We start from the raw sequence: 16,028 nt of genomic DNA on the forward strand, positions 1-16,028 counted from the left end.
GCATCCGTCTGCCCCGTGTCGGTGACAGCCGACACCCATCCGGTACCGCTCGGTATGTCAGGAGAGACATGTCCGGACTGGCTAGAAAAGGCTCCTTCCTCCTTGCCGGTGTGCTGGCCGCTGCGACGGCGTTCACCGCTCCCGCGTTCGGCACCACCGCCCAAGTCGCCGCCACCGCCCCCGCCCTCGCCCTCGCCCAGGTCAGCAGTGATCCGTACTCCGACGCGCAGGCCCAGCACGCCACCGAGGTCGAGCCGGACACCTTCAGCTACGGCAGCACCGTCGTCTCCGCGTTCCAGGTCGGCCGGGTCTCCGGCGGCGGCGCGTCCAACATCGGGTGGGCGACGTCGACCGACGGCGGCCAGAGCTGGACGCACGGGTTCATGCCCGCCTCCACGGCGAACACCAGTGGCCCGTACGCTTCGGCCAGCGACGCCTCGGTGGCCTACGACGCCAAGGACGGCGTCTGGATGGTCTCCTGGCTGGGCATCACCGCCGGCAGCGAGGTCGACGTGGAGCTCAGCCGCTCCACGGACGGCGGACACACCTGGAGCAGCCCGGTCGGCGTCTCCACCGGCACGTTCGACGACAAGAACTGGACGGTCTGCGACGACCACGCCGCCAGCCCGTACTACGGCCACTGCTACACCGAGTACGACGACGCCAACTCCGGCGACGCCGAGCACATGCGCACGTCCACCGACGGCGGCGCGAGCTGGGGAGCCGAGGAGAGCCCGGCCGACAGCCCCAGCGGGCTGGGCGGCCAGCCGGTCGTGCAGCCCAACGGCACCGTCGTCGTGCCGTTCTCCTCGGGCACCCAGAGCGCCGAGGACGCCTTCACGTCCACCAACGGCGGTGCGAGCTGGGGCTCCAGTGTGCAGATCGCCACCGTCTCGCACCACACGGTCTCCGGGCTGGAGGACGACGCCGCTGCCGCCACGGCCACGCGCACCCCGCACGACACCCTGCGCGAGAGCTCGCTGCCGTCGGCCGAGATCGACGCCGCGGGCACGGTCTACGCGGTCTGGTCCGACTGCCGCTTCCGCAGCGGCTGCACGAGCAACGACATCATCATGTCGACCTCCACGAACGGCACGTCGTGGAGCACGCCGGTGCGGGTGCCGATCGACGCGGCCACCAGTACGGTGGACCACTTCACGCCGGGCATCGGCGTGGACCCGAGCAGCTCGGGGAGCACCACCCGCCTCGGTCTGACGTACTACTACTACCCGAATGCCTCGTGCACGGACACGACCTGCCAGCTGGATGCGGGCTACGTCTCCTCCGCCGACGGCGGGGCCACCTGGACCGCACCCGTCCAGCTGGCCGGCCCGATGACGCTGGCCTGGCTGCCGAACACCAGCCAGGGCCGGATGTTCGGCGACTACATCGCCACCTCCGTCCTGGCCGGCGGCAACGCCGTCCCCGTGATCCCGGTCGCCCACGCCCCCAGCGGCAGCACGTTCGACGTGGCGATGTACGCACCGACCGGCGGCCTGCCCATCGGCCAGGCAACGGGCGACACCGTCACCGTGACCAACCCGGGCAACCAGACCGGCACCGCCGGCACTGCGGTCTCCCTGCAGATCAGTGGCACCGACTCCGGTGGCGCCGGCCTCACCTACTCCGCCACCGGTCTGCCGGCCGGCCTGTCGATCTCCACCTCGGGTCAGATCTCCGGCACCCCGACCACCGCCGGCAGCTCGAACGTCACGGTCACCGCCTCCTCCGGCACCGCCTCTGGCCAGGCGTCCTTCACCTGGACCGTCAACCCCACCGGTGGCGGCGGCTGCCCCAGCCCCGGCCAGAAACTCGGCAACCCCGGCTTCGAGACCGGCAGCGCTTCGCCCTGGAAAGCGACCGCGGGCGTGCTCAACAGCGACCTGGTCTCCGAGCCGTCCCACTCCGGTAACTGGGACGCGTGGCTCGACGGCTACGGCAGCACCCACACCGACACCCTCTCCCAGGCGGTGACCATCCCGGCCGGGTGCAGCGCCGCCTTCAGCTTCTATCTGCACATCGACACCGCCGAGACCACCACGACCGCGGCCCACGACACCCTCAAGGTCCAGGTCCTGAACAGCGGCGGCACCGTGCTCGGCACCCTGGCCACCTACTCGAACCTCAACGCGGCTGCCGGCTACCAGCTGCACTCCTTCGACCTGTCCGGCTACGCCGGGCAGACCGTCACCCTGAAGTTCACCGGCACCGAGAACGCGTCCCTGCAGACCAGCTTCGTCATCGACGACACCGCACTCAACGCCTCGTGAACCACGCCGCCCCATGAGGGCCTGCCGCACCTGCCGGGCGCCGGTGCGGCAGGCAGTCTGGGAGAATCGCGCGGTGAACAGTACCGATGACACCGCCCGCAAGACCCTGCTCCGCTGCGGCTTCGCGCTGGAGTACGCCACGCTCGGCTGGAACGTGGTCGGCATCGTGGTGCTCGCCGTCGCCGCGATCTCGGCGAGGTCGGTGGCGCTGGCCGGGTTCGGTCTGGACTCGCTGATCGAGATCGGTGCCTCCACGGTGGTCGTCTGGGAGCTGTCCGGCAGCGGCGAGGCGCGCCAGAAGCGCGCGCTCAAGCTCATCGGCGTCGGCTTCGCGCTGCTGGCCCTCTACCTGCTGGTGCAGTCCACCTGGGTGCTGGCCGCCGGTTTCCGCCCGCACCACTCGCCGCTGGGCATCGCCTGGACCGCCGTCACCGCCGCAGTGATGTTCGCCCTCGCTGCGGGCAAGGCCCGCACCGGCGCGGCCCTGGACAACCCGGTGCTGAAGACCGAGGGCCGGGTGACCCTGATCGACGGCCTGCTGGCCGCCGCCGTGCTGATCGGCCTGGTCCTCAACTCACTCGCCGGCCTCTGGTGGGCCGACCCGCTGGCCGGGTACGTGCTCGTCTACTACGCGGTGCGTGAGGTCAGGGAGATCTTCTCCGACGGGCACTGACAGCCCGGCCGGGTCCGCAGCTCGGCCCGGGTGGTGGGCGCGGGTGCGGGCGCGGACACTGGTCGTGTGCCCCTCGCCGTGGGTGGACCGCTGTCGGCCTGCCCGCTGAGGTGGCGTTTGCGGACCCACCCTCGGGACCCGCCCTAGGTGGGCCGGTGGACCGGCCGCGGCGCGTCAGGCGCTGCGATGATTCCAGATGATTCCAGCGGAAGAAGTCCGTCATGAAGCCTGTTATCGCAGCAACTGCGGGTGCGGCTGCCCTGGCGGCCCTGGTGGTCGGCTGTTCCAGCAGCCCAGGATCCAGCTCCAGTTCCAGCTCCACGTCCAGGTCGAGTGCCGCCGCCACGTCGAGCTCCGCGTCCGCGTCCGCGCCTTCGACGAGCGCATCGGCCGCGCCGGCCAGCGGAGTTGCCTCGCTGAAGACCGCCAACTCGGCCGACGGGCAGATCCTGGTCGACGGGTCCGGCCGGACCCTGTACGTGTTCGCGTCGGACACCACCTCGACCTCGACCTGCAACGGCGCGTGCGCTGCGGCGTGGCCACCGCTCACCACGACCGGAACGCCGAACTCCAGCGGACTCACGGCGTCGCTGGTCGGCACGAGCATGCGAGCGGACCACACGACCCAGGTCACCTACAAGGGCCACCCGCTGTACACCTTCGTCGACGACTCCAAGGCCGGTGACGTCAACGGGCAGGGCGTCACGGCGTTCGGCGGGAAGTGGTACGTCGTCAGCCCCAGCGGCAATGCGATCACCAGCCCGCCCTCCGCCGCAGCCACCACGCCGAGCAGCACGTCGGGCGGCGGCTACTGAATCAGGCTCAGGGCTTCTGGAAGCCCGCGGCGGTCATCACCTGCTGGCCGGTGGGGGACTGGACCAGCGCCACGAACGCCTGGGCACCGTTGGGGTTCGGGGCGTGGGTCAGCGGGGCGATGGGGTAGTCGTTGATGGCTGACGCGGCCTCGGGGAAGTTGACGCCGTCGACCTTGCCCGCGGCGGCCTTCACGTCCGTCTGGTAGACGAGTGCCGCGTCGGCCTCGTTGAGCTCGACCTTGGTGAGCGCGCTCTTGACGTCCGCTTCGTAGCTGACCGGGGTGAGGTTCACGTGGCCGGCCGCGAGGGCGGTGGCGGCGGCTGCTCCGCACGGCACCTCCTTGGCGCACAGGACGACCTTGGTGCCCGGGTTGCTCAGGTCCTGCAGCGTGGTGACCTTCTTGGGGTTGCCGGGCGTGACCGCGATCTCCAGCTCGTTGTCCCCTCGGTGTTCAGTGACTGAAAAATATGACATGTGCGATGCACGTGCGGGCGGGCATGCCCGGAGTCGATCCCAGCCTCGGGCTGCGGGGGCGGCTCCGCACCTCGGGTGAGCCAGAGTGCGGCCGGGGTGCGGCCGGGCGCGGCCGGGGCCGTGCGGATCACGTCGGGTGCGAGCAGCATGGAAGGGGAGGCCGCGGTCGTGAGCCCGGCCGTACACACCCGGAGGTTGTGATGACTCGGAGTTCCGCCATCGCCGCACGCGGTACGTCCTGGCGTTCCGCTCGGGAGCGCGCCGATTACGGTAGGGCGGCCCGCGCGCACACGCCACGCTCCGGCCACGCCGAGTACGAGCCGGGCCCGCACCGGATGGACCCGGTGGACGTGATCGAGAAGCAGTCCGCCACCAGGGTGCGGGAGCTCGTGCCGATCCGCTACGGACGGATGTCGGAGTCGCCGTTCCGCTTCTACCGGGGCGCCGCCGCCATCATGGCCGGCGATCTGGCGACCACCCCCAACAGCGGCCTGCGTGCCCAACTGTGCGGTGACGCACACCTGTTGAACTTCCGGTTGCTGGCCTCGCCGGAGCGCAACCTGCTCTTCGACATCAACGACTTCGACGAGACGCTGCCCGGCCCCTGGGAGTGGGACGTCAAACGGCTGGCCGCCAGCATGGTCATCGCGGGACGCGAGAACGGCTTCACCGATGCGGAGCGCGCCGTGATCGTGCAGTCGACCGTGCGCTCCTACCGCGAACGGATGCGCGGCTTCGCCGGGATGGGCAACCTCGACGTCTGGTACGCGAAGTCCGACGCCGCGCAACTGCAGGCCGTCGCGTCCGGCCGCCTGCACAAGCGTGGCCGCACCCAGCTGAGCAAGGCCCTGGAAAAGGCGCGGACCCGCGACAGCCTGCAGGCCTTCGAGAAGCTCACCGAACTGGTCGACGGCGAGCGGCGGATCGTCTCCCAGCCGCCCGGGATCATCCGGGCCGCCGACCTGCTGCCCGGCGCCGGGAGCGGGGCGATCCCGGCCGCGGCGATCCAGGACACGCTCCGCGACCTGATCTCCCGCTACGGGAAGAGCCTCCAGTCGGACCGGCGCCAGCTGCTCAGCCAGTTCACCCTGGTGGACATGGCGCGCAAGGTGGTGGGCGTCGGCAGCGTCGGCACCCGCTGCTGGATCGTGCTCCTGCTCGGCAAGGACGGTGAGGACCCGCTCTTCCTGCAGGCCAAGGAGGCCGACACCTCGGTGCTCGCCACCTACGTCGGGGCCAGCCGGTTCTCGACCCAGGGCGAACGCGTGGTCGCCGGACAGCGGTTGATGCAGGCCGCCAGCGACATCTTCCTCGGCTGGGAGCGCGTCCACGCGCCCGACGGCGTCGACCGGGACTTCTACGTGCGCCAGCTGCGCGACTGGAAGGGCATCGCCGATCCCTCGCTGATGGTGCCCCGCGGCCTGACGCTCTTCGGCGAGCTGTGCGGTGCCACGCTCGCCCGCGCGCACGCCAGATCCGGCGACCGGATCGCCATCGCGGCCTACCTGGGCCGCGGCGACACGTTCGACCGGGCGCTGGTGCGGTTCGCCGAGAGCTACGCCGACCAGAACGAGCGCGACCACCAGGCGCTGCTCGACGCCATCCGGACCGGACGGGTGGCCGCCGAAGCCGGGTAGACCGTCCGCCCACCGCTCGCGGCCGTCCGCGCATCGCAGACCCCGAGGGCGACGGTCCCGCCCGACCCCTGTTCCCGGCGCCGAAACGGTCCCATGCTGGACCCTGCACAGCACCGCTGGGCCGGGGAGGCATGGTTGAACCAGACTGCGGCAGCGATCGAACTGGAAGCGCTGACCAAGAGCTACGGACGCAAGCTCGGCATCGACCGGCTGGACCTCACCGTCCAGCGCGGCGAGGTCTTCGGCTTCCTGGGGCCGAACGGCGCCGGCAAGACCACCACCATCCGCTGCCTGGTCGGCCTGCTGCGCCCGACCGGAGGCCGGGTCACGGTGCTCGGCCTCGACCCGGTCGCCGACCACCGCCGGCTCGCCCCGCGGCTCGGCTACCTCCCCGGCGAGCTGCGCCTCTACCCGGAGCTGACCGGACACCAGACGCTGCGCCTGCTGGGCGACCTGCAGGGCGTCCCGACGCCGCGCCGGGCCGAACTCTGCGAGCGCCTGGGCCTGCTGGCCGCCGACCTCGCCCGGCCGGTGCGCGCGTACTCGCGTGGCATGAAGCAGAAACTCGGCCTGGTGCAGGCCTTTCAGCACGACCCGGAGCTGCTCGTGCTGGACGAACCCAGCGAGGGGCTCGACCCGCTGGTGCAGGAGAGCTTCTTCGTCCTGCTGGCCGAGACGGCCGCGGCCGGGCACACCGTGCTGCTCTCCAGCCATGTGCTGCCCGAGGTCCAGCGCACCTGCGGGCGGGTGGCGATCGTGCGGGACGGGCGCCTGGTCACCGTCCAGGCGGTGGCCGAACTGCGCGAGACCCGCGCCCGCCGGGTCCGGCTCGTCCTCGCCGACGGGCTCGGGCCGCGCTCCCTGGGGCGGGCCGAGGCCTGGTCGCCGGTCTGGAACGGCGCCGAACTGCGGCTGCTGGTCCCACCGGAGGAGATCGTCGACGGCCTGCGGGAGCTGCTGGCCACGCTGCCCGTCGCCGACCTGGCGGTGGAGGAAGCCGGACTGGACGAGGCGTTTCTCGCGCTCTACCGCAGGACGGAGGCCCAGCAGTGAGCAGCACCCGGTTCCCGTTGTTCCGCCTCGCGCTGACCCGGCGCCGGCGCATGCTGGTCTTCCTCACCGTGGGCATGGTCCTCTTCGAGGCGCTGATGGTGCTGGTCACGCACGCCGTGCCGCCGACGCAGCTGTTCGGCGGCACGGGCGGTGGGCCGGCCGGCGCGCTCAAGGCGTTCTCCGGCTCGACCGGGGACGTCTCGCTGGCCAGCTACCCCGGGCTGCTCGGCGCCGGTCTGGTCCACCCGTTCTGGATCGCGATGCAGCTCACCGCCATCGGATCGCTGGCCGGCGCGGCGGTCGCGGCCGACGTGGAGGGCGGCACCATCGAACTCCTGATGGTCCGCCCGGTGACCCGGATCCGGCTGCTGGCCGAGCGCACGGCGGCCCTGCTGGCCGCCACGCTGGTGCTCAACGCCGCCGCCACTCTGACGACGGCCGCCGGGATCGCGCTCTCGCCGCAGCTGCACCACGCGGTGCCGCTGCGCGGGGTGTTCGCGGCCGGGGTGCTGGGCTGGTGCTTCAGCATCTGCCTGGCCGGGCCGGCCTTGGCCGTCTCGGCCGCCGCCCGGCACCGCTCCCAGGTGATCGGCGCCACCATCGCGTTCGGCGCGGTCGGGTTCGCCGTCAACTTCATCGCGCTGGCCTGGAGTCCGGCGGCGCCGCTGCGCTTCGTCAGCCCGTTCCACTACTACACGCCCGGCGACGCCCTCGCCCACGGCACCCTCGCCTGGTTCCCGGCGGTGGTGCTGCTCGCCGTCGGAGCGGCCGGGATCGCCGCTGCCCTGCCGCTGCTGGCCCGCCGCGACCTGGCACCCTGAGCCGGTGCCCTGAGCCGGTGCCCTGAGCCGGTGCCCTGAGCCGGTGCCCTGAGCCGGCGCGCGCACGGCTGCGCGCGCGCCCGGCCGCACGGGTGACAAGCGCCGGTTGCCGGACACCGGCGGACGGGAAGACTACGGTGGGAGCCGGAAGCGGCGGCAGTCGGCTGCGCCGCCGGACCAGGGGGTATGGCGTGGTGGATCCGCTGTCGGTCACGGCGGTCACGGGAGTCATGAGTGCGATGAGCGCCAGCATGGCCACGGAGGCGGGCAAGTTGGCCTTCGAGTCGTTCGGCGGAGCGGTGCGCCGGGTGTTCGGCCGGGAGGTGCCGGCGCCCCGCGGGGCCGAGGAACGGGCGGCCCTGGCAGCCCAGTTGGTCGAGCTGGCCGGTCAGGAGCCGGAGCGGGCAAGGGCCTTGGCGGCCTGGCTGGCCACCCAGGGCGCGGCGCCGGGTCTCGCCCACCGCGTGCCGGCGCTGCTGCCGCCCTCGGCGCGGTTCTTCACCGACCGGGCCGATCAGCTGGCCGCCCTGCAGAAGGAGGCCGCGCGCAAGGCGGACGGGCGCACCCGCCTCGCGGTGCTGGCCGGGCCCGAGTTGATCGGCACCACCGCGCTCGCGCTGTACTTCGGGCACCGTGAGGCCGCCAGGTTCCCGGACGGACAGCTCTATGTAGACCTGCGCGGCGGGTCGGTGGGCTCCGCGCCCGAACCGGCCACCGTGCTGCGGTACTTCCTCAGCCGGCTCGGCGTGCCCGACGAGGAGATCCCGCCCGGCCCGGCGGACCGGACCGACCTCTACCGGACCCTGCTCGCCGACCGGCGCCTGCTGGTGGTGCTCGACCACGCCCAGTCCGCCGCCCAGGTCCTGCCGCTGATCACCACCGCCCCCGGGGTCTTCACGGTGGTCGTCGCGCGCCGTCCACTGACCGGCCTCGACGCGGTGCGCGTCCCGGTCGGGCCGCTGCCCGAGAAGGACGCCAAGCGCCTGCTGATCGACCTGGCCGGCAAGCAGGCCGTCACGGCGGCCCGAGCCGCGCTGCCCTCCGTGCTGGCCCGCTGCGCCGGTTCACCGTTCGCGCTGCAGGCCGCGGCCCAACGCCTCACGACCGGGCTCGCGCCGCGTGGCGGCGCCGGTGCGGCCGATCCGGTGGCCGACGCGATCGAGGACCTCTACCAGGACCTCGACACCGAGGCCGCCGCGCTCTACCGGCTCTGCGCGCTGCGCCCCTGGCCCGCCATCAGCGCCGATTCGGCCGCGGTGGTCGCCGGCACGGGCGCGGGGGAGGCGGCGCGACTGCTCGCCGAACTCGCCGATCGGGGCCTGCTCGAACAGACCGCGGCCGGCCGCTACCGCTATCGGCCGGCCGTGCGGCGCCATGCCGAGGCGGCAGCCGCCAGGGTGGACGGCAAGGCGGCCTGCGACGCCGCGACCGCCGAGCTGGTCGGGTGGTATCTGCGCTTCGCTGTTCGCCACGACTACGCGGCCCTGAGCGGGCGTTGGCAGCTCGGCCCGCTCTACGCGCCGTACCGGGAGCAGGGCCCCGCCCCGGACGAGGGCGTCGGCCGGGCGCTGGCCGCGCTCGGCGAGGAGATCGGCAACCTGCTCGAAGCCGTGCGCACCGCCGAGGGGCTCGGTGAGCCGGACTTCGTCTGCCAGTTGGTCGAGGCGCTCTGGGCCTGGCAGCTGAAAGTCGGCCGGGCCGACGTCCTGCTCCCCGCCCTGCGGGCCGGTGCCCGGGCGGCCTCGCAGCTGCGCGGCCTCGACCCCCGGATGGCCGGCCGGATGCACACCCAACTCGCCCTGGGGCTGATGGACTTCCAGCACTACGAGGAGGCCGAGGTCGAGCTGATCGCGGCCGCGGAGGCCGAGCGGACGGTCGGCCATCTCCGGGGCCGGGCCACCGCCGTCGAGACGCTGGGACTGCTGCGGCTGCGGCAGTGGCGGTTCCAGCCGGCTCTCGACTGCTTCGAGGAGGCCGGCCGGATCCTCGACGGCATCCGCGAGGGCGAGGTGGGCTTCGCCGACCTGCCACGAGCCCGGGCGCTGCTGGAGCGCCACCGCGGCCGGGCCCTGCGCGGGCTGGGCGAGTCGGCGCGAGCCGTCGAACTGCTCACCCGCGCACTGGAGTTCTTCGAGGACGGCGGGGGCAGGGAGCGGTACAACGCCGCCCGGGTGATGAGCGACCTCGCCGAGACCCACCTGCTGGCCGGCCGGCCCGCTGACGCGCTGGCGCTGATCGACCGGGCGGCGGCGATCCTCACTCTGGAGAAGGCACGGGCCCACCTGATCACCCTCGACGGGCTGCGCCTGCGCTGCCTGGCCGCCGGACAGCAGTGACCCGCACCAGGTCGCTGCTGTCACCGGTGCGAACGGTCAGCACCAGCCCGGGAGTTATGCTCCGCCCGGCATCCAGCCAGGCGAGCAGCGCGGCGGCGTGCGCGGCGGGGTCGGCGGCCTCGCGGTCGGCCGCCAGCCGGATCAGCGTCCCGTCGCGGTGCAGTGCGGTGCACCGGCCCGGCTCGGTGAGATAGGCGGCCAGCGAGCACGAGCGGTGCCGGGCGAGCACCTCGGCGGCCCACTCCTGCGGTCGGCCCAACCGCGGGTCGTGGGCCGGGCCGTGGCGGAAGACGAGGTCGGCCAGGGCCAGTTCGCCCGGGTCGAGGGTGTCCTCGGGCACGGCCAGCAGGCTCTCGCCGGGGCCGTCCGGCTCATAGCACGGGTCGGCGTACCGGCGGACGCTGATCTCGCTGCCGTCGTGCGCCAGTTGGGTCAGGACCCGCAGTGGCGCGGCGATCCGCGCGGGCTGGTGCGGCGGCAGCGGCAGCGGGTCGAGCAGCGCCGGACCGGCGGGTTCGGGGAGGCCGAGCAGCCGGTAGAAGAGCTCGCGCAGCAGCGCGGCGGACTTCCCCGGGTCCGAACTGGTCAGCTCCGCCGGGCCCGGCAGCGGCCGATGCTCGCCCAGAGCCCGCTCGATCTGCGGCAGCAGCGCGCCGAACGGGTCCAGCCGGGGCGCCTGCCGGACGAACGCGGCCACCGGCGAGCCGGGGTCGAGTCCGTCCAGTGGCGCCGCGCCGAGCAGCACCGGGGTGCCCAGGGCCGCCGCGTAGTAGGACACCGAGCCGAAGTCCCCGATGACGGCATCGGCGGCGATCAGCGCCTGCCGCCAGCCGTCCAGCGGATCGACCAGGGTCAGGCCGCAGCGGGCGGCGCGGTCCAGCCAGAGCCGTATCTGCCCCGGGCCGTGGCCCAGCCAGATGTTCGGGTGCAGGACGGCGGCGAGGCGGTACTCGTCGGCGGGCAGTTCGCCGGTCAGCCGGGGGAGCAGCTGCGGGAGTACGTCGTCCTGCCCGCCGTCACCGAACAGCGCGGTGGGGTTCCAGGTGGAGTTGAGCAGCACGAGCCGCTGTCCGCGCCGCACGCCCAGTGCGCGGCGGAAGCGTTCGCGCTGGTGGCGGGCCGCCAGGATGCGGTCGAAGCAGGGGTCGCCGCCCAGCACGGCCGCCGGTAGCGCGGCGGGACAGGCCGCCCGCAGCCGGTCGACCTGCTCGGGGTGGGAGAACACCATGGCGTCCGCGATCGGCTGACCGTCCGCTCGGAGCAGCCACGGCGGTGCGAGGCCGAACACCGGCGGCTCCGGTGTCCGGTGTCCGGTGTCCGGTGTCCGGTGTCCGGTGTCCGGTGTCCGGTGTCCGGTGTCCGGTGTCCGGTGTCCGGTGTGGCCAATCTCTTATTGTAGCCGACGCCATGCGAGAGTACGGCCAACTCCCCCTCTATCAGGTCGAGTTGCCCCCCATAGCTGGCCGAGATGGCCAGCTCCACCGGAGTGCTGAGCACCTGCTCCCACGGCAGCACCGGCACGCCGACCGAGGCCAGCAGCTCAGCGACCCCCGACCGGAACGGCGACGACCCCGTGCAGCTGGCCAGCAGCTGCACGCGCAGGTCGTCGCGGAACAGCGGGAGCACGTCGAGCAGCCGGGTGGCGGCCGTCACGTTGTGCACGACCAGCAGAACTCGCTTGCAGCGCCCGCGAGTAGCCCACCGGTGCGCATCCTCCCCGACCGGAACACGGACCCACTCGTCCGACCACTCGCCCACGCCCACCCCGCCGCTCCGTCAGAGGTATCAACCTACCGGCTCCCGCACCCGCGGGCGATCAACCCTGGAGGGTGATTCCGGCGGAAATCCTGCGCACGGGTGGGCCGTTCGGGGAATATGGTGCATATGGATGCGAATGATGATGGGTCGGTCGAGGACTTCGAGGCCCAGGTGAGCGAGGTGCTGGCCAGCGGCGAGCGCGACGAGCTGCTGCGCCGCGCGCACCCCTACACCGGGTCGAGCACCGAGTGGGTCGACAGCCTGACCGCCTACACCGGCTACTCCGGCCTGGTGCTGGAGGAGAGCGGCTGGCGGATGCTCTTCCCCGCCCAGGTGACGCTGGAGGAGGCGCACCTGGCGCTGGCCCTGGTGCTGCGCAACCGCAGCGCCAAGGCGGGCCCGGGTGCGGCGCGCTGGGAGCAGGCCGCGGTCGCCGTCGAGGCGCTGGAGCAGGGCCAGGTCGTCCTGGACGGACAGCTCTTCAGGATCGCCCGGATCGAGCAGACGCTGCTGCTGGCCGCCCACGGTCCGCAGCCGCCGCTGCCCTCCGACCGGGTCTTCCCGGCCGCCTTCGACGAGCGCATCCCCTCCGCGGCCAGCCGGGACACCCCCTGACCCGTAGACCCGCTAACGCGTCAACTCCCGCTCCAGCGGCGTGCGGAAGCGCGGCGTGACCCGCACCTCGCCGAGCCAGCCGGCCAGCCGCTCGGCCTGCGCCGTCACGGCTGCCTCGGCAGCGGCCCGCTCCGGGCCCAGGTCGGCGAGCAGGCGCCAGACCAGCTCGCCGTCGGCCCGCTGCGCCCAGCCGCCCACCACCCGGCCGTTCCACCAGACGGTCGGCCCGGCATTGCCCGCGCGGTCGAAGAGCGCGGGGACGTCCTCGGGCCGCAGGTACCAGTCCCGGCCGCGCCACCCCATCACCGTCGGGTCCAGGCCCGGCAGCAGCGCGGCCCACGGCTTACCGGCCGGCACCGGCTCGGTGTCCCCGGGCAGCACGACGCCGGGGCCGTCGGCCAGCCGCACCGGCTGCGCGTCGAGGTCGGCCAGCGCCTTGCGGGTGTCGCCGAGCGTCCAGCCCGTCCACCACTTGACGTCCTCCACGGTGGCCGGCCCGTAGGCGGCGAGCCAGCGCCGGACCACCTCGGCCTTGGCCTCGCGCACCGGCACGTCCGGCCACTGCTCGACCGGCGCCCAGGGGTAGCTGCTGCTGGCCCAGGAGCCCCGGGGACGGCACCGCCGGACGTGGCCGTCCGAGGCCAGCAGGCGCAGCAGCCGGCTGCCGATGCTCTGCCGCGCCTCGTACGGCTTGCCCGCCGACATCAGCATCGTCTCGCGCAACTCCGGCACGTCGGCCGCGAGTTCGGCGGTGGTGGCCTCGCCCCTGGCGGCCAGAGCGGCCAGCACCCGCTGCTCGGTGCGCGCCAGGCGCGGCTCGTCCCAGTCGTCGGTGTGCTCCCGCAGGTGCTTGACCAGCGTCGCCCGCTCCTTGACCGCGATGGCCCGCGCGCTGGAGGAGCTGACGTACGGCGCGAACTCCTCGGTGACGGCGAAGATGGTGCGTCGCATGGATAGCAGCTTGACCAGCGTCACCTCCTCGTAGAGCGCCCGCTCGACCTCACCGGCCGAGGGACGGGCCAGCCGCGCGCAGGCCGTGAGGTAGACCGTCGAGGCGTCGGTGGCGTGCAGGCCGGCCAGCGCGTCCGCGACCTCCTCCACGGTCCGGGCCGCGCGCCCGGGTGCCAGCAGGTGCCGCCGGCCGAGCCGGGCGCGGCGCTGTTCGTCACTGATGAAAGGCAGTTGACCGGTCATGGACGGAGCCTAGCCCTGCCATCGGACAGCGAAAGGTCCCCGCGCCCGTTTCCGGGCGCGGGGACCTCCCCCTCACTGCTGTCAGCCGAGCGTCGCGATGGCCTCGTTGAAGGTCACCGACGGACGCATGGCGGCGGCCGCCTTGGCAACATCGGGCTGGTAGTAGCCGCCGAGGTCGACCGGCGAGCCCTGGACCGCGATCAGCTCGTCGACGATGGTCCGCTCCTGCTCGGCCAGCGTCTTGGCGAGACCCGAGAAGGCCTCCGCGAGCTGCGCGTCGGCGGTCTGCTCGGCCAGCTCCTGCGCCCAGTACAGCGCGAGGTAGAAGTGGCTGCCGCGGTTGTCGATGCCGCCCAGGCGACGGCTCGGCGACTTGTCCTCCTCCAGGAAGGTGCCGGTCGCCCGGTCGAGCGTGTCGGCGAGCACCTGGGCCCGCGCGTTGCCCGTGCTCTGCGCCAGGTGCTCGAAGCTGGCCGCGAGCGCGAAGAACTCGCCCAGGCTGTCCCAGCGCAGGTAGTTCTCCTTGACCAGCTGCTGCACGTGCTTGGGCGCGGAGCCGCCGGCACCCGTCTCGAACAGGCCGCCGCCGTGGATCAGCGGAACCACCGAGAGCATCTTGGCGCTCGTGCCGAGCTCCAGGATCGGGAACAGGTCGGTCAGGTAGTCGCGCAGCACGTTGCCGGTGACCGAGATGGTGTCCTCGCCGCGGCGGATCCGCTCCAGCGAGAACGCGATGGCCGCCTCCGGCGACATGATCTCGATCTGCAGCCCGGTGGTGTCGTGCTCGGGCAGGTACGCCTTGACCTTGGCGATCAGGTTGGCGTCGTGCGCGCGGGTCTCGTCGAGCCAGAACACCGTCGGGTTGCCGGTGGCGCGGGCGCGGTTGACGGCGAGCTTGACCCAGTCGCGGACCGGGATGTCCTTGGTCTGGCACATCCGGAACACGTCACCGGCGGCGACCGGCTGCTCCAGGACGGTGTTGCCGGCCGCGTCGACGGCCCGCACGGTGCCGGCGACGGCGATCTCGAAGGTCTTGTCGTGGCTGCCGTACTCCTCGGCCGCCTGCGCCATCAGGCCGACATTGGGAACCGAGCCCATGGTGCTCGGGTCGTAGGCGCCGTGCGCGCGGCAGTCGTCGATGACGACCTGGTAGATGCCGGCGTAGCTGCTGTCGGGGATGACGGCCAGCGTGTCGGCCTCCTTGCCGTCCGGGCCCCACATGTGGCCGGAGGTGCGGATCATCGCCGGCATCGAGGCGTCGACGATGACGTCGCTCGGCACGTGCAGGTTGGTGATGCCGCGGTCGGAGTCGACCATCGCCAGCGCCGGGCCCTCGGCGAGCTCGGCGTCGAAGGAGGCCTTGATCTCCGCGCCCTGGGGCAGCGCGTCCAGGCCGCCGAGGATGCCGCCGAGGCCGTTGTTCGGGTTCAGGCCGGCGGCCGCGAGCACCTCGCCGTACTGGGCGAAGGTCTTCGGGAAGAAGGCGCGCACCACGTGGCCGAAGATGATCGGGTCGGAGACCTTCATCATGGTGGCCTTGAGGTGCACCGAGAACAGCACGCCCTCGGCCTTGGCACGGGCGACCTGGGCGGCGAAGAACTCGCGCAGCGCCGCGACGTGCATGACGGACGCGTCCACGACCTCGCCGGCGAGCACCGGCACCGAGGCGCGCAGCACGGTGGTGCTGCCGTCCTCGGCCACCAGCTCGATGCGCAGCGTGCCGTCCTCGGCGATCACCGTGGACTTCTCGGTGGAGCGGAAGTCGTCGGCGGTCATGTGCGCGACGTTGGTCTTCGACTCGGCCGTCCAGGCGCCCATCCGGTGCGGGTGCTTCTTGGCGTAGTTCTTGACCGAGGCGGGCGCGCGGCGGTCGGAGTTGCCCTCGCGCAGGACCGGGTTGACGGCGCTGCCCTTGACCTTGTCGTACCGGGCGCGGACGTCGCGCTCGTCGTCGGAGGTCGGCTCGTCCGGGTAGTCCGGCAGCGCGTAGCCCTGCTGCTGCAGCTCGGCGATCGCGGCCTTGAGCTGCGGGATCGAGGCCGAGACGTTCGGCAGCTTGATGATGTTGGCGCTGGGGGTCTTGGCAAGCTCGCCGAGCTCGGCGAGGGCGTCGTGGACGCGCTGGCCTTCCGCGAGACGCTCCGGGAAGCTCGCGATGATCCGCCCGGCCAGGGAGATGTCACGCGTCTCCACGCGGACGCCCGCTGTCGAGGCGTAGGCCTGGATGACCGGCAGGAACGAATACGTTGCCAGGGCCGGGGCCTCGTCAGTGTGCGTATAGATGATGGTCGAGTCAGTCACCGCATACTCCGCTTCACGTCTACAACGTCTTGATGTCAAGATATCTCGTCCTGGGCCCTCCCCGACACCAACCCCCCCGG

11 protein-coding genes and 1 pseudogene are annotated in these 16,028 nt (G+C 72.7%); 8 read left to right on the forward strand and 4 right to left on the reverse strand.

Annotated elements, in window-relative coordinates:
- Positions 1 to 68 precede the first annotated feature (68 nt).
- The 3 genes from P3T34_RS33270 to P3T34_RS33280 all read left to right on the forward strand — a co-directional run bounded on the left by P3T34_RS33270 (position 69) and on the right by P3T34_RS33280 (position 3,758).
- The gene (locus P3T34_RS33270; protein WP_280669758.1) at positions 69 to 2,270 is read left to right on the forward strand and encodes an exo-alpha-sialidase; all 2,202 of its coding nucleotides are present in this window, start codon (positions 69 to 71) and stop codon (positions 2,268 to 2,270) included.
- A 73-nt stretch (positions 2,271 to 2,343) separates the two neighbouring features.
- A complete protein-coding gene (locus P3T34_RS33275; RefSeq protein WP_280669759.1) occupies positions 2,344 to 2,943 on the forward strand; it encodes a cation transporter in 600 nt (199 codons plus the stop codon).
- Positions 2,944 to 3,164: 221 nt separating this feature from the next.
- Positions 3,165 to 3,758: a hypothetical protein gene (locus tag P3T34_RS33280; RefSeq protein WP_280669760.1), complete on the forward strand. Its 594-nt coding sequence runs from the start codon at positions 3,165 to 3,167 to the stop codon at positions 3,756 to 3,758.
- 7 nt (positions 3,759 to 3,765) lie between these two features.
- On the opposite strand, the pseudogene P3T34_RS33285 reads toward P3T34_RS33280, so the two are convergent.
- Positions 3,766 to 4,197: pseudogene (locus P3T34_RS33285) on the reverse strand (extracellular solute-binding protein); the annotation flags it as partial.
- 236 nt (positions 4,198 to 4,433) lie between these two features.
- Here P3T34_RS33285 and P3T34_RS33290 point away from each other — a divergent pair.
- The 4 genes from P3T34_RS33290 (at position 4,434) to P3T34_RS33305 (ending at position 10,080) form a co-directional block, all read left to right on the forward strand.
- A complete protein-coding gene (locus P3T34_RS33290; protein WP_280669761.1) occupies positions 4,434 to 5,870 on the forward strand; it encodes a DUF2252 domain-containing protein in 1,437 nt (478 codons plus the stop codon).
- A 135-nt stretch (positions 5,871 to 6,005) separates the two neighbouring features.
- The gene (locus P3T34_RS33295) at positions 6,006 to 6,923 is read left to right on the forward strand and encodes an ABC transporter ATP-binding protein (protein WP_280669762.1); all 918 of its coding nucleotides are present in this window, start codon (positions 6,006 to 6,008) and stop codon (positions 6,921 to 6,923) included.
- Positions 6,920 to 7,744, forward strand: a complete 825-nt coding sequence (locus P3T34_RS33300) for an ABC transporter permease subunit (protein ID WP_280669763.1) — start codon at positions 6,920 to 6,922, stop codon at positions 7,742 to 7,744. Before P3T34_RS33295 ends, P3T34_RS33300 begins: the two co-directional genes overlap by 4 nt.
- Before the next feature lie 239 nt (positions 7,745 to 7,983).
- Positions 7,984 to 10,080, forward strand: coding sequence for a tetratricopeptide repeat protein (locus P3T34_RS33305; RefSeq protein ID WP_280669764.1), 2,097 nt, complete (start codon positions 7,984 to 7,986; stop codon positions 10,078 to 10,080).
- On the opposite strand, the gene P3T34_RS33310 is transcribed toward P3T34_RS33305, so the two are convergent.
- Positions 10,031 to 11,368: a hypothetical protein gene (locus tag P3T34_RS33310; protein ID WP_280669765.1), complete on the reverse strand. Its 1,338-nt coding sequence runs from the start codon at positions 11,366 to 11,368 to the stop codon at positions 10,031 to 10,033. The two genes, P3T34_RS33305 and P3T34_RS33310, sit on opposite strands and share 50 nt — an antisense overlap.
- A 596-nt stretch (positions 11,369 to 11,964) precedes the next feature.
- Here P3T34_RS33310 and P3T34_RS33315 point away from each other — a divergent pair.
- Positions 11,965 to 12,453, forward strand: a complete 489-nt coding sequence (locus P3T34_RS33315; protein WP_280669766.1) for a DUF5954 family protein — start codon at positions 11,965 to 11,967, stop codon at positions 12,451 to 12,453.
- Positions 12,454 to 12,465: 12 nt separating this feature from the next.
- Here P3T34_RS33315 and P3T34_RS33320 read toward each other — a convergent pair whose 3' ends face one another.
- Together P3T34_RS33320 and P3T34_RS33325 are read right to left on the reverse strand one after the other, a co-directional pair.
- Entirely contained in the window at positions 12,466 to 13,647 is a 1,182-nt protein-coding gene (locus P3T34_RS33320; RefSeq protein WP_280669767.1) for a winged helix DNA-binding domain-containing protein, read from the reverse strand.
- Positions 13,648 to 13,728: 81 nt separating this feature from the next.
- Complete coding sequence (locus P3T34_RS33325) at positions 13,729 to 15,948, reverse strand: NADP-dependent isocitrate dehydrogenase (protein WP_280669768.1); 2,220 nt, start codon at positions 15,946 to 15,948, stop codon at positions 13,729 to 13,731.
- Between the last annotated feature and the right edge of the window lie 80 nt (positions 15,949 to 16,028).

Source organism: Kitasatospora sp. MAP12-44 (assembly GCF_029892095.1).
Lineage (GTDB): Bacteria > Actinomycetota > Actinomycetes > Streptomycetales > Streptomycetaceae > Kitasatospora.